The 22666-nt window shown below is 70.9% G+C and carries 16 protein-coding genes and 1 pseudogene; all 17 read left to right on the forward strand.

Features of this window, described 5'->3' with window-relative positions:
• Window positions 1-88 precede the first annotated feature (88 nt).
• Complete coding sequence (locus ABT123_RS16390; protein WP_351314173.1) at window positions 89-1723, forward strand: carboxylesterase/lipase family protein; 1635 nt, start codon at window positions 89-91, stop codon at window positions 1721-1723.
• Between the two features lie 101 nt (window positions 1724-1824).
• A complete protein-coding gene (locus ABT123_RS16395) occupies window positions 1825-2241 on the forward strand; it encodes a hypothetical protein (RefSeq protein WP_351314176.1) in 417 nt (138 codons plus the stop codon).
• Window positions 2242-2318: 77 nt separating this feature from the next.
• Window positions 2319-2573, forward strand: a complete 255-nt coding sequence (locus ABT123_RS16400) for a winged helix-turn-helix domain-containing protein (protein ID WP_351314178.1) — start codon at window positions 2319-2321, stop codon at window positions 2571-2573.
• Between the two features lie 400 nt (window positions 2574-2973).
• Window positions 2974-4452: a sugar transferase gene (locus tag ABT123_RS16405; RefSeq protein WP_351314365.1), complete on the forward strand. Its 1479-nt coding sequence runs from the start codon at window positions 2974-2976 to the stop codon at window positions 4450-4452.
• A 73-nt stretch (window positions 4453-4525) separates the two neighbouring features.
• Window positions 4526-5842, forward strand: a complete 1317-nt coding sequence (locus tag ABT123_RS16410) for a nucleotide sugar dehydrogenase (protein ID WP_351314181.1) — start codon at window positions 4526-4528, stop codon at window positions 5840-5842.
• Window positions 5832-7096 (forward strand): annotated as a pseudogene (locus tag ABT123_RS16415) (glycosyltransferase family 4 protein). Before ABT123_RS16410 ends, ABT123_RS16415 begins: the two are co-directional and overlap by 11 nt.
• A complete protein-coding gene (locus ABT123_RS16420) occupies window positions 7093-8403 on the forward strand; it encodes a Wzz/FepE/Etk N-terminal domain-containing protein (protein ID WP_351314187.1) in 1311 nt (436 codons plus the stop codon). The pseudogene ABT123_RS16415 and the gene ABT123_RS16420 overlap by 4 nt, the downstream one beginning before the upstream one ends.
• Window positions 8400-9851: a Wzz/FepE/Etk N-terminal domain-containing protein gene (locus tag ABT123_RS16425; protein ID WP_351314190.1), complete on the forward strand. Its 1452-nt coding sequence runs from the start codon at window positions 8400-8402 to the stop codon at window positions 9849-9851. The genes ABT123_RS16420 and ABT123_RS16425 overlap by 4 nt, the downstream gene beginning before the upstream one ends.
• A gap of 3 nt (window positions 9852-9854) precedes the next feature.
• The gene (gene asnB / locus ABT123_RS16430) at window positions 9855-11789 is read left to right on the forward strand and encodes an asparagine synthase (glutamine-hydrolyzing) (protein ID WP_351314193.1); all 1935 of its coding nucleotides are present in this window, start codon (window positions 9855-9857) and stop codon (window positions 11787-11789) included.
• A gap of 25 nt (window positions 11790-11814) precedes the next feature.
• On the forward strand, window positions 11815-14007 hold the full coding sequence (locus ABT123_RS16435; protein WP_351314196.1) for a bi-domain-containing oxidoreductase: 2193 nt from the start codon (window positions 11815-11817) through the stop codon (window positions 14005-14007).
• Window positions 14004-15956: a heparinase II/III family protein gene (locus tag ABT123_RS16440; RefSeq protein WP_351314199.1), complete on the forward strand. Its 1953-nt coding sequence runs from the start codon at window positions 14004-14006 to the stop codon at window positions 15954-15956. The genes ABT123_RS16435 and ABT123_RS16440 overlap by 4 nt, the downstream gene beginning before the upstream one ends.
• Before the next feature lie 8 nt (window positions 15957-15964).
• The gene (locus ABT123_RS16445; RefSeq protein ID WP_502970972.1) at window positions 15965-17509 is read left to right on the forward strand and encodes a right-handed parallel beta-helix repeat-containing protein; all 1545 of its coding nucleotides are present in this window, start codon (window positions 15965-15967) and stop codon (window positions 17507-17509) included.
• A gap of 1 nt (window position 17510) precedes the next feature.
• Entirely contained in the window at window positions 17511-18716 is a 1206-nt protein-coding gene (locus ABT123_RS16450) for an O-antigen ligase domain-containing protein (RefSeq protein ID WP_351314371.1), read from the forward strand.
• Window positions 18717-18718: 2 nt separating this feature from the next.
• Window positions 18719-19993 (forward strand): glycosyltransferase, encoded by a 1275-nt coding sequence (locus ABT123_RS16455; RefSeq protein WP_351314202.1) that lies wholly within the window; start codon window positions 18719-18721, stop codon window positions 19991-19993.
• Window positions 19990-21225, forward strand: coding sequence for a class I SAM-dependent methyltransferase (locus ABT123_RS16460; RefSeq protein WP_351314205.1), 1236 nt, complete (start codon window positions 19990-19992; stop codon window positions 21223-21225). Before ABT123_RS16455 ends, ABT123_RS16460 begins: the two co-directional genes overlap by 4 nt.
• Window positions 21222-22022, forward strand: coding sequence for a glycosyltransferase family protein (locus ABT123_RS16465; RefSeq protein WP_351314208.1), 801 nt, complete (start codon window positions 21222-21224; stop codon window positions 22020-22022). The genes ABT123_RS16460 and ABT123_RS16465 overlap by 4 nt, the downstream gene beginning before the upstream one ends.
• Entirely contained in the window at window positions 22019-22666 is a 648-nt protein-coding gene (locus ABT123_RS16470; protein ID WP_351314211.1) for a PIG-L deacetylase family protein, read from the forward strand. The genes ABT123_RS16465 and ABT123_RS16470 overlap by 4 nt, the downstream gene beginning before the upstream one ends.

Here is a 22666-nt window from a genome sequence, read left to right on the forward strand (position 1 = left end):
TGAACCTCCAGCGCGCGGGAGGTCCTAGCGTATTGATCACTGACCGGCCTCGTCCGATCCCCTCCCCGACCAAGAACGGCGGGTGCGCATGTTCCCGAAATTCCCCCTGCTCTGCGCGGTGGCACTGCTCATGGCCACCGCCGTACCGGCGACCGCCGCGGGGCAGAGCCCTACCGTCGTACGGACCGACCACGGCCTGGTACGCGGCGTGTCACACGGCTCGTACACCACCTTCGACGGCATTCCCTACGCTGCGCCGCCGACCGGACCGCTGCGCTGGCGCGCTCCGGCGCCCGCCGCCACCTGGCCCGGCGTCCGGGATGCGACGAAGCCGGCTCAACGCTGTGTGCAGATGCCGACACCAGGTGCGGGCACGGGCGCGGGCTCGGTCCTCGGGTCGGAGGACTGCCTCTACCTCAACGTCACCGTGCCGACGCCGAAACCGAAGGCGAAGCCGAAGCCGGCCGGGCAGAAGCGGCCCGTGCTGGTGTGGATGCACGGCGGTGCCTTCCTGGGCGGCTCCGGCAGCGACTACAGCGCTGAACAACTGGCGGTCCGGGGTGACACGGTCGTCGTCACGGTCAACTACCGGTTGGGGATCTTCGGTTACTTCGGCCACCCCGGGTTGGGCTCCGCCCCACCGTTCGGCCTGGCGGACCAGCAAGCCGCCCTGCGCTGGGTGCGGGCGAACGCGGAGCGCTTCGGCGGTGATCCGCGCAGTGTCACGCTGTTCGGCGAGTCCGCAGGCGCCCTGAGCATCTGTGCACACCTCACCTCGCCGACGGCCGTCGGGCTCTTCCAGCGGGCCGTACTCCAGAGCGGTTCCTGCCTCATGTCCTTCCCACGCGGCGCGCTCGGACCCGGAACACCGGCGTACCAGCCGTTCGCGTCACAGGCCGATGTCCAGACGGCCGGTGCAGAAGCCGCCCGGCAGGTGGGCTGCACAGCGGGCGGCGGAGACGAGGTACTGGCGTGCCTGCGCGGGCAGAGCACGGATCGCCTCGCCACCGCACAGCTGATGCAGTCCTTCAACCGGCCCGCCTTCGGCAATGCGCTGCTGCCGGTGGCACCGGACCAGGCGTTGGCCTCGGGACGCTTCCACCGTGTGCCGGTCGTCCTGGGCACCAACCGCGATGAGATGCGGATGTTCGTCGGCCTGTCGCTCGCCGCGTTCCCGATCCGCACCGAGAACGACTACCGCGCCCGTCTGGTGGACGCCTTCGGGCCCGCTGCCCCGGCCGTCGAGGCGCAGTATCCGGCAGCACACCACCCCACGCCCGCACTGGCCTGGGCCGCGGTGCTGACCGATCGATCCCTCACCTGCACCACACTGGCAGCCGGCCGGACCATCGCCGCTCATGCCCCCGGACTCCCCCTCTACGGCTACGAGTTCAGCGATCCGGATGCTCCTGTCCTCGCCGGCCTGCCGGCAAACCCGGGCTTCCCCTACGGCGCGGCACACGGCTTCGAGATGCCGTTCCTGTTCTCCTCCCTGCCCACCGAGCGACCGCTGACCGGCGCCCAGCGCGCCCTGTCGGACCGGATGGTCGACTACTGGACGAACTTCGCGCGCACCGGCAACCCGAACACCCCCAACGCCCCGCTCTGGCCTCTCCTCCACCCGCAGTCGGTGCAGTCGTTGGCTCCCGGACCCGGCGGAATCCACCCCGTCGATGCGTATTCCGCACACCACTGCTCGTTCTGGGACCGCCTGGCTCAGTGAGGCGAAGCCAAAGTTCCTGCCTCGGCATGTAGTTGCTAACCTGGCAAGTAGATGCTGGGGCAGACAAGTGGATGCCCCAGCGACAACGGGAGGGGTGTGCCATGCACGAACAGGTCGATGCGGCCACGGTGTTGAAGGGGATGGCGCGGATCGAGGCGACCGCGCGGGTGCGAAGCCGCTGGTACGTCGGCTACCTGTGGCTGTTCGCCGTCTGGCAGCTTGTCCTGGTTCCCGCCGTGCTGCTGTGGCACGGGCCGACGGGGACCCTGGTCAGCACACTGACGAATGCCCTCGTGGTCATGGGGCTGTCCCTGTTCGCAACGCGGCAGCCCGTAGTCCCGCGCGGCTACGGCGGCCGGCACCTCAGGGTGATCGGCGCCTGGGCGGCTGCCTACGTCTTGTCCCTCGCGCTCGGTTTCACGGTCTTCATGGACAGTGTCGCCTTCGCGGCCGTGGCTGCCCTCGCATGTGCGCTGCCGGCCGCGGCGGCAGCCTGGCGGGAGGCACGCGCCGTATGACGCCGGAAGCAGCCCCGGCGGGCGCAGGACAAGGCCCTCACCCGCGCCATGCACTCGAGCCCCTGCTGGCTTCGGCGGTGCGTCTGTCGATCGTCGCAGCCCTCGCTGCCGTGGAGAAGGCAGAGTTCGCCTACGTGCGGGACCTCGTGGAGATCACCGACTCCGCGTTGTCGAAACAGGTCTCGCGCCTGGAAGAAGCGGGCTGGGTGACGGTCGAGAAGGGACAAGTCGGACGTCGGCCGCGGACCTGGCTGCGCCTGACCGAGGACGGAACAGCTGCTTACCGCCGCCACCTCACCGCGCTCACGGCAATCGCGGGCCCACTGCCGTGATGAGGGCTCCCCGTGCTGCCCCGAAGCTCCGCTTCGGGGCAGCACGGGGAGCCCTCTGCGAAGCCCGGATAACTCCCGTCGTCACAGGTCACACGGCACATCACCGTCGTCAAGGCACCCACTGGCCATCACCCGTCCGTGGAGCCGCCTTCGCAACTTCAGCGCAAGTTGTACACATCCCCTCTCCGAATGGGCCCCGATGGTCTAGATTGACGCGTGCTTCGGATGTTCGGGCACGAGGCGACACATTTTGATCTAAATGATCTTTCGGCAAGTGATCAACTCCTGGTGCCCGAAAGGGCCGTGGGAGGGCTATGCCATTCGGGGGGAGGTGGGGCCTCCCGAAGGAGGAACAGTGCGAGGCGAACACGCCGAACCACTGGTGACCTGGGGGGGTCCTGTGCAGCAGAGGGAATTAGCCAGCCCGTTTCCGGGGACGCGCGGGCGGCCGGCAAACGGGAAAGTCAACCAGCCCGCGATCGATTGGGAGCAGCGCTACCGCCGGACCGTGATCACCAGCGATACCGTGGCCACCGCCTTAGTGGTGGCGGCGATCGGCGTCTTCTTCGGCGCCAGGGACGCGGCCAACTGGCACGAGAAGTGGGGAATTCTCGCATTCGGCACCGAACTGCTGGTGTTGGGAGCGCTTGCGGTGGGCCGGGCGTGGGCTCCGGCCGTACTCGGCCAGGGCGCCGAGGAATTCCGTCGGCTCGGACGCTCACTGTTCACGGCGGCCGTCGTACTGGCGCTCGGCGGAATCGCCCTCACCTCGCACAACATCAAGCTCTGGATCTTCGTCGCGATACCGGCGATCACGCTCATCACCATGACCGAGCGGTATCTGCTGCGCCTCTGGCTGCACAAACAGCGGAAGGAAGGACGGTGCCTGCGCCCGGTGCTCGCTGCCGGGAGCCTGGATACCGTGCACGACCTGATCACCCGGACCCGCAAGTTCCCGCATCTCGGCTGGCGGGTGGAGGCGGTGTGCACGCCGGATGGTCTCGGGCTCGACGGTGACCAGCTGGACGGAGTGCCGGTCGTCGGCCGGCTGACGGCGGTCGCAGGCCACGTCCGCCGCGACGGCTATCGTGTCGTCGCGGTCACACCGGACCCGCACTGGTCACCGGACCGGCTGCAGCGGCTGGCCTGGAACCTCGAAGGCAGCGATGCCGACATGGTCGTGGCCCCGGTGCTGATGGAGGTGGCCGGCCCGCGGCTGCACGTCGACGCGGTGCTCGGGATCCCGCTGCTGCGGGTCAGCATGCCGAACTTCACCGGGGGTCCCCGGGCGGTCAAGGAGGTCGTCGACCGGGTGGGCGCGGCGGTCCTGCTGCTGCTGTTCGCGCCGCTGATGGTGCTCGTCGGGCTGCTCGTGATGATGGACAGCCCGGGTCGGGTGTTCTACTGCCAGCGCAGGGTCGGCAAGGACGGCCGCGAGTTCACCATCGTCAAGTTCCGCACCATGGTCCCCGGGGCCGACGGAACACGTGGCGAGCTGGCCGACCGCAACGAGGGCGCCGGCCTGCTGTTCAAGCTCCGCCGGGATCCGCGGGTGACCCGGGTGGGCACGATGCTGCGCCGGTACTCGATCGACGAGCTCCCGCAGCTTTTCAACGTGCTCACCGGATCGATGTCGCTCGTCGGTCCGCGGCCTCCGTTACCGGAGGAGTGCGCTGCGTACGACCCGGACATCCGGCGTCGGCTGCTGGTCAAGCCCGGGCTCACCGGCCTGTGGCAGGTCAGCGGACGCAGCGACCTGCCGTGGGAGGAGGCTGTCCGACTGGACCTGCGGTATGTGGAGGACTGGTCGCTCGCCCTTGACACGGTGATTTTGTGGAAGACCCTGCGTGCGGTGCTTCAGGGCCAGGGGGCCTACTGATGCGCGGGGAACGTCGTCCGGTCGGCTCGCGAATGGCAGGCCAAAGAGGCTTGCCCTGGGGGAGGAACGGGTCATGAAGGTCAGCGTCTTAGGGCTGGGCTATGTGGGTTGTGTGTCGGCCGCGTGCCTGGCCAGCCTGGGTCACGAGGTCATCGGTGTGGACGTGAACCAGGTGAAGGTCGACCTGGTCAACGACGGCAAGGCCCCGGTGGTCGAGGAGCGGATCGGCGAGCTCATCGCCGAGGTCGTGAAGACCGGAGCATTACGGGCCACCGCCGACGTCCGCGAGGCGATCATGAACAGCGAGGTGTCGCTGGTCTGCGTGGGCACGCCGTCGGAACCCAACGGCAGTCTGTGCACCACGTACCTGGAGCGGGTCACCGAGGAAATCGGTGCCGCGGTGGCCGAGCGGGGTGGGCGGCATACCGTCGTGTTCCGCAGCACCATGCTCCCGGGCACCTGCCTGAATCTGTTGGTACCGATCCTGGAGAAGTACCTCGGCGGCACGGCCGGGGTGGACTTCGGGGTCGCGGTCAACCCGGAGTTCCTGCGCGAGGGCACGAGCGTGCGGGACTTCTTCGACCCGCCCAAGACCGTCATCGGCGAGTTCGACCCGGCGAGCGGCGACGTGGTTGAGGCCCTGTACGACGGCTTGCCCGGCGAGGTGTTCCGGGTGCCGATCCCGACGGCCGAGGCGATCAAGTATGCGGACAACGCCTTCCACAGCGTCAAGATCGGCTTCGCGAATGAGCTGGGCGCGGTGTGCCAGGCGCTCGGGGTGGACTCGCACCAGGTGATGGACGTGTTCCTGGCCGACCGCAAGCTGAACATCAGCCCCGCCTACCTGCGGCCCGGCTTCGCCTTCGGTGGCTCCTGCCTGCCCAAGGACTTGCGCAGCCTGGTCCACGCGGCGCGGCGGGCCGACATCTCGGTGCCCATCCTCGCCCACGTCCTGCCCTCCAACTCCGACCATCTGCAGCGCGCGGTGGAACTGGTGGAGCGCGCCGGCAAGCGTCGAGTGGGCCTGTTCGGGTTGTCCTTCAAACCCGGTACCGACGACCTCCGCGAGAGCCCGCTCGTCGAGCTGGCGGAGAGACTCTTCGGCAAGGGGTACGACCTGCGGATCTACGACCCCAATGTGAACCTCTCCCGGCTGCTCGGCGCGAACCGCGAGTACATCGAGACCCGGCTGCCGCACCTCGCGCAGCTGCTGACGGACTCCGTTGACGAGGTACTCGAGCATGCCGAGGTGTGCCTGGTCGGGACCAAGGATCCGGCCGTGCTGTCGGCGCTGCCCCATGGCGCCAGCCCGGTGATCGTCGACCTCATCCGCCTTCCCGACGCCGAGGCGCGCCGGGCCGAACCGGGGTACATGGGCCTTGCTTGGTAATGCAAAGAGCGGCGCCGGGGCGGCCCGGCGCGCGCTGATCCTGGTGGAGAACCTGTCGGTGCCCTTCGACCGGCGGGTGTGGCAGGAGTGCACGACACTGCGCGACGCGGGCTGGACGGTGCATGTCATCTGTCCCCAGGGAGAGAAGCGGGACAGGGAACCGGAGGCGGAGATCGACGGGGTGCGGATCCACCGCTACCCGTTGCGCGCGGCCACCGGAGGGCCGGCCGGCTTCCTGCAGGAGTACGGAACGGCGTTGTGGCATACGTTCCGGCTGGCCCGCAAGGTCGGCCCGGTCGACGTGGTCCACGCCTGCAACCCGCCGGACCTGCTGTTCCTGCCGGCGCTGTGGCTGAAGCGGCGCGGAGCGCGGTTCGTCTTCGACCAGCACGACCTGGTGCCCGAGCTGTACCTCTCCCGGTTCGACCGCGGCAAGGATCTGCTCTACCGCGCCGTGCTCGCGCTGGAACGGCTGACCTACCGGGCCGCGGACGTCGTGCTGGCCACGAACGAGAGCTACCGGGATGTCGCGCTGCGCCGCGGCAAGCGGCGGCCGGAGGACGTCTTCGTGGTGCGCAGCGCGCCCGACACCGCCCGGTTCCAGCCGGTACCGCCCGAGGAGGAGCTGAAGCGCGGCAAGCCCCATCTGCTGTGCTACCTCGGGGTCATGGGCCCGCAGGACGGCGTCGACTACGCCTTGCGGGCCCTGGCGAAGCTGCGCGAGGAGTTCGGGCGGACCGACTGGCATGCGGTGTTCATCGGCGGCGGCGACACCTTCGATGCGATGGTGGAGCTGTCCCGGCAGCTCGGGCTCTCGGAGCAGGTGCAGTTCACCGGGCGCATTCCGGACGCCGACCTGGCGCGCTACCTGTCCACCGCGGACGTGTGCCTCTCCCCCGACCCGCGCAATCCGCTCAACGACGTGTCGACCATGAACAAGGTCCTGGAATACATGGTGATGGGTCGGCCGATCGTCTCGTTCGACCTCCGGGAGGCGCGGGTCTCCGCCGGTGACGCCGCTGTCTACGCGCCGGCCAACGACGAGGCCGAGTTCGCCAAGCTCATCGCACTGCTGCTGGACGATCCGGAGCAGCGGGCCCGGATGGGCAAGATCGGCCAGGAGCGGATCAGCGGGCCGCTCTCCTGGCGGAACTCGCAAGCGTCGCTGCTCGCCGCCTACGCGGCTGCGTGCCGTGACCACGCTCGGGTGCCGGCGACCGAACGGGACGGGCTAGGAGGAGACCGCACCGTTGAGCGATGACACGATACGCCTGGTCACGATCGGGCGGATTATCCGTCGGCGCCGGCGGCTTCTCACCCTCTTCACCCTGGTGGGTGCGCTCGTCGGCTTCGGCACCTCCTTGCTGCTTCCGCCGCGTTACACGACCTCGGCGTCGGTACTGCTGCCGGGGGCGTGGGAGGAGCGCGAGCTGATGACGCAGACGGAGATCGCGACCAGTTCGGTGGTGGTGGACCGCGTGGCTGCCACCCTCGGCTGGTCCGGGGTCCGCGGCAGCGAACTGCGAGACCGGGTGAGCGCCAAGGCTTCCGACGGGAACATCATCAAGATCTCGGGTACGGCCGAAACCCCGGAGCGCGCACAGCAACTCGCCGACCAGGCGGCCCGGCAGTTCGTCACCTTCGCCGAGCGGATTACGGGCGACAACACCGACCCCGAAGCGGCGGCGGGGCCCGAGGCGCTTCGGAAGATGGTGGTGCAGACCAGCCGCCGCATCACCGACCTGGCCGAGGCGGCCGATCCGGGGCGGACCGTGGAGAGCGTGCAGACCCGCACCGAGCTCACCAAGCTGCGCACCGCGCTGCAGGAGGCCATCAACAAGCTGGAGCAGGTCGACCCGGCTGCCAGCAAGGCCAATATGGTCGTCATGGGACCGGCGGCCCGGCCGGCCGGCGAGGCACCGCCGACGAGGCTGCAGCTCATCATCGGCGGGGCGGGGCTGTTCTTCCTGCTCGCGGTGATCGGCCATCTCACCGCCGCACGGATGAATCGCCGGCTGCGCACCGAACCGGAGATCGCCGCGGCGCTGGGTTCAGCGCTGCTGGGTACCGTCGACGTACCGGGTGAAAGTCCCGCGCACCGGCCGGAAGACCGTGGCCCGTGGGCCCGGATCCGCCGGCTGCTGGGCCTCGACGTCCGGTGGGACCTACCGACCCCGCAGACCTCCGGCGACGAGGCCGGCCGACAGATCCGCTACCGGCGGGTGTGCGCCCGCCTTCGGGACCAGCTGCCGGCCCCCGGGCGGCTGCTGGTTGTCGTCCCGGACGGCGACGAGATCGCCCGCCGAGCCGCCAAGCAGCTCGTCGCCGAGGCCGACAGCGAGCTGCTGCGGGTGGTGGAGGTTTCGGTGTCCCGGCCGCTGGTGCCCGACCACGACGACGAGTCCGGTGCCCTGGTCGTACTCAGCGCGGGCAGCTGGACCGCAGAGGAGCTCGCCGGCATCGCCGAGGCGTGTGCGGACGCCGAGTACGAGGTCGTCGGCGCCGTCCTCGCCGGCACGGTCCGGGCCGGTGGCGACGATGCGAGGCGAGGTTCAGCGTGACGACGAGCACGAGTTCGGAGCCGTCGGCCGCCGCTCCGCTGCTGGACCTGCAGGCGCTGGTGGTCGCGGTGCGCAGGCGCCGCCGCCTCTGGTACTCCGTGGCGCTGCTGGGGCTGCTGGTCGGCGCGGCGGTGGCGGTCCTCATGCCGCCGCCGCCGACCGCGGTGACCAAAGTGCTGGTCGCGCATCAGGCGGACCAGCCGAACGACCCCGGAACACTGATCCGTACCGACGTCGCGCTGCTGCAGACCACGCAGATCGCCGGCAAGGCCCTGCAGTCCCTCGGGTCCCCGGAAAAACCAGAGGACTTCATGCAGGACTACGGGGGTATCGGCTTGACCAACAACCTGCTGCAGATCACTGTGACAGGTGACAGCGACACGGAAGCGGTGGCCAGAGCCAAGGCACTGGCCGAGGCGTTCGTCGCGGACCATGTGAGGCGGATCCAGGAAGCCGCGGACGCCGAGGCCAAGACCCTGCTCGCCCAGCGTGACCGTATGCGGGAGGAGCTCGCCCAGGTCAACAAGGCGATCGGGGACGGATCGCCGGCGAGCGGGCCGAAGGCGTCGGCGAACATGGAGTCGCTCTTCGCCCGCCGGGCCGAGCTCACCTCGCGGATCGCCGAGTTCGACCGGCGCGCCGCGGAAGCGCGCGTCGGCACGCCCCGGCTCATCGCCGGCACACAGATCGTGGACGCCCCGCGCGCGATGCAGCACTCCCTGCCCAGGGCCGCTGCCACCAATGCCGCGATCGGGCTGGTCCTCGGGCTCGTCCTCGGGCTCGCGGTGGCCGCGGTCGGCACGGTGGTGGCGGACCGCCCTGTGCTGCGCCGCAACATCGCCTCGCATCTCGGTGCCTCGGTCATCGCGGAGCTGCCCCGCCGGTCGGCCTGGCCGTGGCAGCGCCGACGGACCCGGGCGACCCGCGAACGGCTCACCACGACCCTGGCCCGCACCGTGCGGGGCTCCGCGGAACCGGTGTCTCTGCTGGAACTGGGCTGTGCGCGCAGCACGACCGTGATCGCCCTGGACCTCGCCAGGGCGCTCTCGACAGAGGGGCCGGTGGTCGTCATCGATGGCCTGCCGGGCCCGCAGCTCGCAGGCCTCCGCCCGAAGCCGGGAGACCCCACCGTGGTCAGCGGCGAGGGGGCCGCGGCCGTGTCGGATCAGGAGCGCCGGCTCGGTGTCGGCTCGGTGGCACCCGGCACTGCGTGGACCGACCTCCAGTACCTCGGCACCCGGACGGTGCTCGTCGTACGTGCCGGGCACGGCAGCGCGGCATGGCTGCACACCGTGGCGCGGCAGCTGGCGGACCAGCGCATTCCGGTCATCGGTGTCGTGCTGATCGACCCCGATCCGCTCGACCGGACGGACGGCACCTTGTGGGACGGGCTGCACGTCGCGCTGCGCGGCCAACGAGTCCCGGACACAGACCAGGAGGCGCGGTAACACATGTGTGGCATCGCAGGAACGTACCGATGGCCGGACGGGAAGGTCGTGACCGACCGGCTCACCGATACCCTGGCCCACCGCGGTCCGGACGGGGCGGGCCGGTACAGCCACCCCGCCGGTGACGGCGAAGTGCACCTCGGGCACCGTCGGCTGGCCATCATCGACCTGTCCGATACCGGCGCCCAGCCGATGGTCTCGGACGGCCTCGTCCTGACGTACAACGGCGAGCTGTACAACGCGCCCGAGCTGCGTGCCGAACTGGCAGCCGCCGGCGTCCGCTTCCGCGGGACCTCCGACACCGAGGTGCTGCTGGAGGCCTGGCGGCGCTGGGGCACGGACTGCCTGCCCCGGCTGCGCGGCATGTTCGCGTTCGGGATCTTCGACGAGCGAACCGGTGAGCTGGTGCTCGCCCGCGACCAACTCGGCATCAAGCCGCTGTTCCTGCTCCGGCGCGGTGAGGGCCTGGTGTTCGCCTCCGAGCTCAAGGCGCTCGCCGCCGCCACCGGCGGGTCGCTGGAGGTGGACCACGCGGCGCTGGTGGCCTCACTGCTGTACTACTGGGTGCCGGACTCGCGCTGCGCGTTCCGCGAGGCGGAGAAGCTGCCGCCGGGGAGCTGGCTCCGGTGCCGGCCCGACGGCCGGGTGGAGCGCGGCCGTTACTGGCATCTCAGGGACGTCGCCGCCGAGGGGCAGGAACGGGCCCGGAGCGGCGAGCGGCCGGACCTGGCCGCCATCGTCGAGGAGTCGACCCGACGCCACCTGCTCTCCGACGTACCCGTGGCGACCTTCCTCTCCGGCGGTCTCGACTCCAGCTACCTGACCGCGCTGGCGGCTCGCGACCGGCCCGGGATCTCGGCCTACACGATCGGGTTCCGCGCCGAGGACGCCAAGTTCGAGGCGATGCCGGACGACCTTCGCTATGCCCGGCAGGTGGCCGAGCGGTTCGGCGTCGACCTGCACGAGATCGAGATCGCTCCGAACGTGCTCGACCTGCTGCCGCAGATGACGTACCACCTGGACGAGCCGATCGGCGACCCCGCCGCGATCAACACGTTCCTGATCTGCTCGGCCGCCCGGGAGGCCGGGGTCAAGGTGATGCTCTCGGGGATGGGTGCCGACGAGCTGTTCGCCGGCTACCGCAAGCACCTGGCCAACCTGCTCGCGCTGCGCTACCAGCGCGTCCCGCGGCCCCTGCGGCGCGGGGTGTCCAGGGCCGTGGACCGGCTGCCGGTCGCCACGGCCCGCCGGGGGTACCGGTCGGTGCGGTTCGCGAAGCGGTTCCTCTCCTTCGCCGATCTGCCGGAGGAGACCGCGTTCCGGCGCAGCTACACCATGTACGACCAGGACGAACTGCTCGCCCTGATCGATCCGGACCTGGCCGGGACGGTCGAGGACGTGCTGACCGAGCACGCGGACGTCTACCAGGACAACGACCTCGACGACTTCGTCAACCGCATGTGCCTGGGCGACGCCAGGATGTTCCTGCCGGGCCTGAACCTCGCTTACACGGACCGCTCCAGCATGGCCGCGTCCACCGAGGTGCGGGTGCCGTACGTGGACGTCGAGGTGGTCAAGGCGGCGTTCGCCGTACCCGGCGATCGCAAGATCGTCGGACGGCAGGGCAAGGCCGTCCTCAAGGAGGCGGCCACCTCGATCCTGCCGCGGGAGATCGTGTACCGGCCCAAGGGCCTGTTCAGCGCCCCGCTGCGCGCCTGGATGAGCCGGGATCTGGCACCGCTGGTGCGCGAGGTGGTGCACGACGGCGTGCTCGTCAATTCGGGGTTCCTGCGCCGCGACGCGCTGGCGCGCATGGTCGCCGAGGACGCCGCCGGGCAGCGGGACTTCTCCAAGCATCTGTGGCATGTGCTGACCCTCGAGTACTGGTACCGCGGCGCGACCTCCGGCTCCGGCCAGAGCACTCACAGCACTCACTAAACAGCGTAGAAAAACAGGAGTTCGGGTGAAACAGGTCGTGCAGAACTACAAGAGCGGCGAGCTGGCGGTGCTCGACGTGCCGGTACCGGGATGCAAGCCGGGTGGTGTGCTGGTCCGCACCGCCTACTCGCTGATATCCACCGGAACCGAGCTGATGAAGGTGTCCGAGGCCGGCATGTCGATGCTCGGCAAGGCCCGCTCCCGGCCGGACCAGGTGGCCAAGGTCATGCAGAGCGTGGCCACCAACGGGCTGCCCGCCACCTACCGCAAGGTGATGGGCAAGCTGGACTCCTATACGCCGCTGGGCTACTCGCTGTGCGGGGTGGTCGAGCAGGTCGGCGCCGGGATCGATGACGTGGCGGTCGGCGACCTGGTGGCCTGCGCCGGCAATGAGCACGCCTTGCATGCCGAGCTGAACTGGGTGCCAAAGAACCTCTACGCCCGGGTGCCGGACGGCCTCGCGCCACAGCACGCTGCCTTCGGTACCGTCGGGTCGATCGCGTTACAGGGTGTCCGCCAAGGCGAACCGCAGCTCGGCGAGGTGGCGCTGGTCATCGGCCTCGGGCTGATCGGGCAGCTGGTGGTGCAGCTGCTGGCCGCCTCGGGAGTCCGCGTCGTCGGGGCCGACCCCGACCCGGTGCGCTGCGAGCTCGCCGAGCGCCTGGGCGCCGCTGCCTGCGGCGATCCCTCGTCCGCGGCCGTGGAATCCGCCGTCGCCGAGCTCACCGACGGTCATGGCGTGGACCAGGTGTACCTGGCGGCCGGTGGCGGCAGCAACCAGCCCGTCGAACTGGCCGCCCGGCTGTGCCGGGACCGCGGCCGGGTCGTCGACATCGGCAAGTGCCGCCTGGACCTGCCGTGGAACGCGTACTACGAGAAAGAGCTCGACGTCCGGTTCTCCCGCAGTTACGGCCCCGGGCGCTACGACCCGGAGTACGAGCTGGAGGGGCGGGACTACCCGATCGGCTATGTGCGCTGGACCGAGCGCCGCAACCTGGCCTGCTTCCTCGATCTCCACGCCCGCGGCAGCATCGATGTGGAGCCCCTGATCTCCCACATCGCCGACTTCGACGATGCCGTCAAGACGTACCAGAGCCTGAAGGACGGCGAGCTGAAGGCCGTGGCCGTGCTGTTCCGGTACGCCGAACACGCGGAGGACGGGGAGGCGGAGGCCCCGGCGGTTGCGGTGCCCGCGGTGCGACGCGGCGGCAAGGTGTCCGCCCCGGCCCGGTCCGCCACGGCGCCGGTGCGGTTGGCGTTCGTCGGCGCGGGGAACTACGCAACGTCGATGCTGCTGCCGCACCTGGCGGAGCGGGACGGCGTCGCGTTGTCGACGGTCGTCACCACGACGGCGCTGTCCGCGGCCAACGCGCAGCGGAAGTTCGGCTTCGCCCGGGCGACCACCGATCTCGACGCCGTGCTCGGCGACCCGTCGATCGACGCGGTGTTCGTGGTCACCCGGCACAGCTCGCACGCCGAACTGACCCGGAAGGCGCTGCTCGCCGGCAAGACGGTGTTCGTGGAGAAGCCCCTGGCCCTCACCGAGGACGAGCTGGCCGGTGTGCTCGCGGCGGTGGAGGAGTCCGGCAACGACCGGCTGCAGGTGGGCTTCAACCGCCGGTTCGCGCCGCTGCTGCGGGAGGCCAAGCAGCGCTTCGGCGCCCGGACCGGTCCGGCGAGCCTGCGCTACCTGGTCAATGCCGGCACGCTCGGGCACGGCAGCTGGTACCTCCGGAGCGGCACCGAGGGCACGCGGTTCGCCGGCGAGGGCGGACACTTCATCGACACGGCGAGCTGGCTGCTCGACGCCGACCCGGTCTCGGTGTACGCGACCGGCACCTCCGGCCAGGAGGACCTGCAGGTTGTACTGCGCTACCTGGACGGGTCCACCGCCACCATCGGCTACGTCACCACCGGCTCCCCCGGCTTCCCCAAGGAGACGCTGGACCTGATCGCAGACGGCAAGGTGCTGAAGCTCGACGACTTCGTCCGTGCCTCGGTGTACGACGACCGCCGCAAGCGGTGGGTCAGCTCGCGGCTGCCCAAGGCCCGGGACAAGGGGCAGAACGCCGAACTGGCCGCGTTCATCAAGGCCGTGCGGACCGGCGGCCCGATGCCGGTGCCGCTGGAGTCGCTGGTCGCCACCACGGCGGCCACCCTCGCCGTACAGGCCGGCCTGGCCGGCGGCGCGCCGGTGACGTTGGCGAGGGCCCGATGAGCATGAGCGCGGGCTGGTACCTGCGGCGGCTGTCCCGGATGGGACCGCGGGAGGTCGGCGGCCGGGTGGGCGACGCGGTGCGCAGGCGGCGGTGGCGGTCGGCGCGGCCGGCCTCACCGAGCGTGACCGGCGCCCGGTTCACCGCGGTCCTGCCTGCCGAGGCGATCGCCGCAGTGCCGCCGGACGCCGCGAAACGTCTCATCGCCGAGGCGGACCGGCTGATGGCCGGGCAGGCCGAGTTTTTCGGGGTGGACCGCGACGACCTGGTCGACCCGGACTGGTGGTACGACCCGAAGACCGGGCGCCGGGCTCCGTCCGGTTACGCCTTCGACGTGCCGTACCGGAACGAGGACGCGGTCGGGGACGTCAAGCAGATCTGGGAGCTGTCCCGGCACCATTACCTCACCGTCCTCGCCGCCGCCTACGCGATCACCGGGGACGAGCAGTACGCCGAGCGCGTGGCCGCGCACCTGCGGTCGTGGTGGGCGGCCAACCCACCGCTGCGCGGCGTGCACTGGATCAGCGGCATCGAGCTGGGCATCCGGCTGCTGTCCTGGGTGTGGATCCGCCGGCTGCTCGACGGCTGGCCGGGCGTGGCCGGGCTGTTCGAGGCCAACCCGGTGGCGGTGAGTCAGATCTGGCACCACCAGCGCTGGCTGGCCGCCTTCCCCAGCCGGGGGTCTTCGGCGAACAACCATGTCATCGCCGAGGCTGCCGGGCAGTTCGCCGCAGCCTGCGCGTTCGGGTGGTTCCCCTCCTCGGCGCGCTGGCGGGCCGGCGCGCTGCGGTCGCTGGAGCGGCAGCTGCGCAGCAACACCTTCCCCTCCGGCCTCAACCGCGAGTTGGCAACCGAGTACCACGGACTCGTGCTGGAGCTCGGCCTGGCCGCGGTGGCTGAGGCGGATGCCGCAGGCGTGCCGGTCCCCGGGTCGGTCCGGCTGGTGCTGCTGCGGATGACGGACGCGCTCGCGGCCGTCGTGGACAACCGGTTACGGCCACCGCGGCAGGGGGACGCGGACGACGGGCACGGTCTGATCGTGGACGGCGCGGGCACCGACCGTTGGGCCTCGCTGCTGGCCACCGGGGACGCCGTATTCGGCCGGCTCGACTGGTGGCCGGCGGTGACCGGCACCGATGTGCGCACCCCGCTGCTGGCTGCGCTCATCCGGCCCACTGCACCGGCCGTGACCCGCCCGGCAAGCCGACCGGCCCACTTCGCGGACGCAGGACTCACCATCCTGCGCGGTCCGGGCGAGATCTGGTGCCGCTGCGACGGTGGTCCGCACGGGTTCCTGTCCATCGCCGCACATGCCCACGCGGACGCCCTGTCCGTGGAGGTCCGGCACGACGGGGTCGATGTGCTCGCCGACCCGGGGACGTACTGCTACCACGGGCAGCCCGAGTGGCGGCAGTACTTCCGGTCGACCCTCGGCCACAACACCCTGCAATGGGACGGCGGTGACCAGTCCGTCTCCGGCGGCCCGTTCCTGTGGACCCGGCATGCCCGCAGCCGCGTGCTGGTCGCGGACACCTCCGGTGCGGGTGTGGCCCGCTGGTGCGCCGAGCACGACGGTTACCAGCCTGCCGTGCACCGCCGTCGGGTGGAGCTGACCGCCGCGAGCCAGGAGCTGCGGTTGGTCGACGAGGTGCGCGGCGGTCCCGGGGCCGTACGCCTGGCGTTCCACCTCGGCCCGGCGATCTCCGCGGACCTGGTGGGGAACCGGGCGGTGCTCACCTGGACCCGGGACGGCGAGGACCGCTCCGCGGTGCTCGACCTGCCCGGGCAGCTGTCCTGGCGGGCGCACCGCGGCGAGACCGAACCGCCGCTGGGCTGGTACTCCGCGGGCTTCGGGCGCAAGGAACCCGCCACCGCGCTGGTCGGCACCGGCTTCGCCGACGGCACTGCGCTGTCGGGGGAGTTCACCACCGTGCTCAGGTTCCGCGGCTAGGGGGGCGCGTGGGGATCAAGATGGGGCACTGGGCGTTGCCGACGGCACTGCCGGCGCTGGTCCTGCTGGCGGCCACCGGCTGCACGAGCGGCTCGGACGCCCCGGCGAAGCCGTCCGGTGCGCCGTCCACATCCGCGTCCGGGGCGCCCAACACGGCCGTGGCCCGGGTGTGCGACAAGCCCGCGCCCGGGCCGGCGACGGCGCCGGCGGGCGCGGTGACGGTCGACCCCGCGGTGGTCGGTGACCTGGCTGCGAAGACCAAGAGCAGCCCCCCGAACACCACGTTCTGGCTTCGACCGGGGACGCACCGGCTCGAATCGGACCGCTATGCCCAGATCATCCCCAAGGAGGGGAACAGCTATCTCGGCGCGCCGGGCGCGGTGCTCGACGGCTGGAAGACCAACCAGTACGCGTTCGGCGGCACCGCCGGCAACGTCACCATCCGCCACCTGACCGTGCAGGGTTTCGTCGCGCCGCAGAACGAGGGTGTGGTCAACCATGATTCGGCCGACGGGTGGGTGATCGAGCACGCGACGATCCAGAACAACTCCGGCGCCGGGCTGATGGCCGGTGCCCGCCAGCGGGTCCGCGCCAGCTGCCTGCGCGGCAACGGACAGTACGGCCTGAACGCGTACAAGTCCGGCGACCCCATCAGCGACCTGGTGGTCGAGGGCAACGAGATCGCGGCCAACAACACCGACGACTGGGAGCGGCAGCGGCCGGGCTGCGGCTGCACCGGCGGCGTCAAGTTCTGGGCCGTCAACGGAGCCGACGTACGCGGCAACTGGGTGCACGACAACCGCGGACCCGGCCTGTGGGCGGACACCAACAACAACGACTTCCGCATCGAGGAGAACGTGCTCGAGGCCAACGACGGTGCCGCGCTCATCTACGAGACCAGCTACAACGCGGTCATCCGGACGAACACGATCCGGCGGAACAACTGGGTCGAGGGCCGCAGGAAGGCCGACCAGGGCGACAACTTCCCGTTCGCGACCGTCTACCTGTCCGAGTCCGGCGGCGAACCACGGATCCCAGCCCGCACGGACAAGATCGAGGTCTACCGGAACGTGCTGGAGAACAACTGGTCCGGGATCACCCTGTGGGAGAACGCCGACCGGTTCTGCAACAGCCCGGCCAACACCTCCTCCGGTGACTGCACGATGCTGGTGAAGACCACCGACCGCTGCGCACAGCCGGCGATAGCCACCGCACCGCTCTACGCCGACTGCCGGTGGAAAACCCAGCGGGTGGACATCCACAGCAACCGCTTCGTGCTGGACCCGTCCGTCATCGGGTGCACGGTGAAGTGCGGTCGCATGGCGGTGCTGGCCAACTACGGCACCTATCCGGACTGGTCGCCGTACAAGGGCGAACCGGTGGCCGAGGCGATCACCCACGAGCAGCAGAACCGCTGGCACGACAACGTCTACCTCGGACCGTGGAGCTTCGTCGCCCACGACCCGAGCCGGGAACTCGACTTCGGGCAGTGGCAGGGCACGCCGTACCAGCAGGACGCGGGCAGCACCTTCCAGCCACGGGCCGGTGGTTGAGATGGGCGCGGACCGCACGTCGAAGACCGTCGGGATCGTCTGGGGGCTGCTGATCCTCAACACGCTCGGCTCCACCGGGGCGAAGACCATCGTCCCGCTGCCCCGCTCCCTCATCCAGATGGTCACCATGGGCGCGCTGGTCGCCGCGTTCGCGCTGGCGCTCGCCCTCAATCTCCGGCTGCGCATCCGAGCCAGCGCCTTCCTGCTCCTGCTCACCCTGCTGCTGGTGCCGAGCGTGATCTCCAGCGCGAACCTGGAGTCCGGGTTCGGTGCGCTGTTCCGCTGCACCCGGCTGGCTCTCTTCGTCGGTACGCTGTGGCTGCTCAGCCGCTGGTGGGACGGCAGCCCGACGTTCGTCCGGCACCACATCCGGCTGTACTTCGCGGTGCTCGCCTCGGTGGCCGCCGGCCTGCTCATCTCACCGGGCGCGGCCATGCCCGAGCTCTACGGCGGCCGGCTGGTCGGCGCGTTGTGGCCGCTCACCCCGCCGCAGATCGGACAGTACGCCGCGGTGATCACCGGACTCACCGTGCTGCTCCTGCTGGGCCGGCAGACCGACAGGCGCAGCGCGGCGGTGGTCATCGTGCCGGCCCTCGTCCTGCTCGCGCTGACCCATACCCGGACGGCCACGCTCGGCCTGCTCATCGGGCTGGTGCTGGCGATCGGCTCGCTGGTCCTGACCAGCGCCGCCGCCCGCCGGTTCTTCGCCTGGTCGGTGCTGTGCGCCACGGTGGCCGCGGTGGCGTTCAACTCCGCGCTACAGGCGTGGTTCCTGCGCGGGCAGAGCAAGGAGAACTTCTCCAACCTCACCGGTCGGGCCAAGGTCTGGGACGCCCTGCTGGCAGCCCCCCGGACGGCCTCGGAGCAGCTGTTCGGCTCGGGCCTGGGCGACAAGTCCTTCGGCGGGCTGCCGATCGACAACAGCTGGCTGGCCGTTTACCACGAGCAGGGCCTGACCGGCACCGCCATCGTGGCCGCGGTCATCCTCGTGCTGGGCGGCGTCGCCCTGCTGCGCCCGCCCTCCCTGCCGAGAGCCTGCGCGATCTTCCTGATCAGCTACTGCGCGATCGCGTCGTACACCGAGGCCGGTCTGGGCGACGCCTCGCCGTACCTGCTGCATCTGACCGTGGCCGCCTCACTGCTGGCGGCCCCTGCCGCGGCCACTCCCCTCTTACCGCAACGCGCCCGGACATCGGAGGTGACCTGAGCATGCACGTACTTGTGGTGCACAACCGCTACGCCTCGGCGCAGCCGAGCGGGGAGAACAAGGTCGTCGACCAGGAGGTGGCGCTGCTGCGCGACGCCGGCCACCGGGTCGAGCTGTTCGAGCGGCGCAGCGACGACATCGCCGCCCGGTCCCTGCTGGGCAAGGCCGCACTGCCGCTGCTGGTGCCATGGAACCCGGCGGTCCGCTCGGAGCTCGCCGCGCGGCTCCGCGCCGACCGGCCGGATGTGGTGCACGTCCACAACGTGTTCCCGCTGCTGTCGCCCGCGGTGCTGGCCGCCTGCGCCGACGCCGGGGTGCCCGCTGTGGCCACCCTGCACAACTACACCCAGGTCTGCCCGCCCGGCACCCTGCAGCGGGACGGCCGGCCGTGCACCGAGTGCGTGGGGTCGGCGCCGCTGCCCGCCGTCCGGCACGGCTGCTACCGGAACTCCCGGCTGGCGACGGTACCGCTCGCGGTCAGCCTGTCGGTCAACCGGCGGCGGTGGTGGTCCGGAGTGGAGCGGTTCTTCTGCATCTCCGGTGCGCAGCGCGAGGTACTGGTGCGGTCCGGCATGCCGGCCGAGCGGCTGGCGGTGAAGCACAACTTCGTGCCCGACCCGGGCGAACGCCGAGCGGGCGCCGGCGCGCATCTGCTCTATCTCGGCCGGCTCGCGGAGGCCAAGGGCGTACGGCTGCTCATGGCCGCGTGGGACGAGATCGCCGCCGGCGGCGGTGTGGGCGTACCGCTCGTGGTCGCCGGTGCGGGGCCACTGGAGCGGGAGGTGACCGCCTGGGCGGCGGGCCGGGACGACGTGCGGTACGTCGGCCTGTACGACGCGGCGGAGAGCCGGAAGGCCGTCGCGCGGTCGGTGGCCGTGGTGGCTCCCTCGACCTGGCTGGAGGCGTTCGGCCTGGTGGTCGTGGAGGCGATGGCGGCCGGGGTCCCGGCCGTCGCCGCCGGTCACGGCGCCTTCGTCGAACTCGTCGAGGACGGGGTGACCGGACTGCTGCACCGGCCGGGCGAGCCCGCCTCGCTCGCGTCCTGCATACGCCGGATCGCGGCCGACCCGGCCGGGAACCGGGAGATGGGCCGGGCGGCCCGACTCCGCTACGAGGCCGGGTTCAGCCCGGCCGTCGGGCTGGAGCGCCTGGTGGAGGGGTACCGCACCGCAATCGCGGGGCGGTCCGGCGGCGGGGACGGCCCGCCGCCAGAAGGCAATGGAAACGCTGGCTCGCGACGGGGCACCCGCGCGGGCAGGGATGGGGGCAGTAGATGACACAGTGCCGACTCTGCGGTTCGGCGAAGCTGGCGAGCGTCGCCGATCTGGGGGCGACCCCGCCGTGCGAGAGCTTCCTCGCCGCGGACCAACTGGACCGGCCCGAGCCGACGTACCCGCTGCACCTGCGGGTGTGCACCGACTGCTGGCTCGCGCAGATCCCCCCGCTGATCACCCCGGAGGAGACCTTCACGCAGTACGCGTACTTCTCCTCCTACTCGACCTCCTGGGTGGAGCACGCGCGGACGTTCGTCGCCGACAGCGTGCAGCGGCTGGGCCTCGGCCCCGACTCCTTCGTGGTCGAGGTCGCGAGCAACGACGGCTACCTGCTGCGGCACATGGTGGAGCGGGGGATCCGCTGCCTGGGCATCGAGCCGTCGGTGAACGTCGGCGCGGCGGCGCGGGAGGCGGGTGTGCCCACGCTGACGGAGTTCCTGGACCCGGACACCGGCGCGGCCGTCCGCACCGAGCACGGCCCGGCGGACCTGGTCGCGGCCAACAACGTGTACGCGCACATCCCCGACGTGGTCGGCTTCACCCGGGGGCTGCGCGCCCTGGTCGCCGACGACGGCTGGGTCTCCATCGAGGTGCAGCACCTGCTGACCCTGATCGAGGAGAACCAGTACGACACGATCTACCACGAGCACTTCCAGTACTACACGGTCGCCTCCGCGATCCGGGCGCTGGCCAGCGGCGGACTCGCCCTGGTGGACGTCGAGCTGCTGCCCACGCACGGCGGCTCCATCCGGCTGTGGGCCCGGCCGGCCGAGGTGGCCGGCGAGCCGTCCCGGCGGGTGGCGGAGGTGCTGGACCGGGAGAGGGCCGCCGGGCTGCAGGACCTGTCCGGGTACACCGAGTTCTCCGCCCGGGTGGCCAAGGTGCGCCGGGACCTCCTGAAGTTCCTCGTCGAGGCGGCCGAGCGCGGCGAGACGGTCGTCGGCTACGGCGCCCCGGGCAAGGGCAACACCCTGCTCAACCACTGCGGCATCCGGCCCGACCTGCTCCGCTACACGGTCGACCGCAACCCCTACAAGCACGGCCGGTTCACCCCCGGGACCCGGATCCCGATCCTGCCGCCCGAGCAGATCGCCGCGGACAAACCGGACTATGTGCTCGTCCTCCCGTGGAACCTGCGGGCCGAGCTGATCGAGCAGCTGTCCTTCGTGCACGACTGGGGCGGCCGGCTGGTCTTTCCCATTCCGGAACTGAGCATTGTGGAGGTCACCCGATGAAGGTCGTCCTGTTCTGCGGCGGTTACGGGATGCGCATGCGCAACGGAACCTCCGACGACGTGCCCAAGCCGATGGCGATGGTCGGCCCCCGGCCGCTGATCTGGCATGTGATGCGCTACTACGCGCACTTCGGGCACACGGAGTTCATCCTGTGCCTCGGGTACGGGGCCCACCACATCAAGGACTTCTTCCTCAACTACGAGGAGACCACGTCCAACGACTTCGTACTGCGGGGCGGGCGGACCGAATTACTGTCCACCGACATCGCCTCCTGGACGATCACCTTTGTGCAGACCGGCATTGAGTCGCCGATCGGGGAGCGGCTGCGCCGGGTGCGGCACCACCTGGACGGCGACGAGATGTTCCTCGCCAACTACGCCGACGTGCTGACCGACGCCCCGCTGCCGGAGATGATCGACTCCTTCTCCCGGCGCGACGCCGGGGCGTCGATGATGGTGGTGCCGCCGCAGTCCTCGTTCCACTGTGTGGAGCTCGGCGAGAACGGCCTGGTGGGGGGCATCACCGCGGTGAGCGACATGCCGCTGTGGGAGAACGGCGGCTACTTCGTGCTCCGCCAGGAGGTCTTCGACCACATACCCGAGAACGGTGACCTGGTCGCCGACGGATGTGCCCAACTGGCCAAGCAGGGAAGGCTGGTGGCGCACCAGCACCGCGGCTTCTGGAAGCCGACCGACACCGTGAAGGAGCGGGCCGCACTCGACGCCGCCTACACCATGGGCGACCGCCCGTGGGCCGTGTGGGAGCGGGACCGCTCGAGCGCCGGAGCGAGGGCGTGATCCGGCTCGGCTCCGGGCGCCTGGACCGGATCGCCGCGGTGGGGGCGCACTGCGACGACATCGCCATCGGCGCCGGCGGCACCCTGCTGACGCTGTGCCGTGCGCGGCCGGGTATCCGTATCGACGCGCTGGTGCTCTCCGGCGGCGGCACCGAGCGGGAGGCGGAGGAGCAGGCCGCGCTCGCCGCCTTCTGCCCGGGCGCCGACCTGCGGCTGACCGTGCTCAAACTGCCGGACGGCCGGATGCCCGCGCACTGGGAGGAGGCCAAGGCCGCGGTCGAGGAGCTGCGTACGCAGACCGACCCGGACCTGCTGCTGGCGCCGCGCACCGACGACGCGCACCAGGACCACCGCGGCCTGGCGCAGCTGCTGCCCACCGCCTTCCGCGACCACCTCGTCCTCGGCTACGAGATCGTCAAATGGGACGGCGATCTCGGCCGTCCGACGGCCTACCAGCCGCTGTCGCCGGAGACCGCCGAACAGAAGGTGCGGCTGTTGCAGGAGCACTACCCCTCGCAGCGGCACCGGCCCTGGTACGACCGGGAGGCCTTCCTCGGCCTCGCCCGGATCCGCGGTATCGAATGCCAGACGCGCTACGCCGAGGCGTTCGCCGTCACCAAACTCACTCTCGATCTGGGGGAATGA

It is taken from the genome of Streptomyces sp. NPDC002054 (genome assembly GCF_040296685.1).
Lineage (GTDB): Bacteria > Actinomycetota > Actinomycetes > Streptomycetales > Streptomycetaceae > Streptomyces.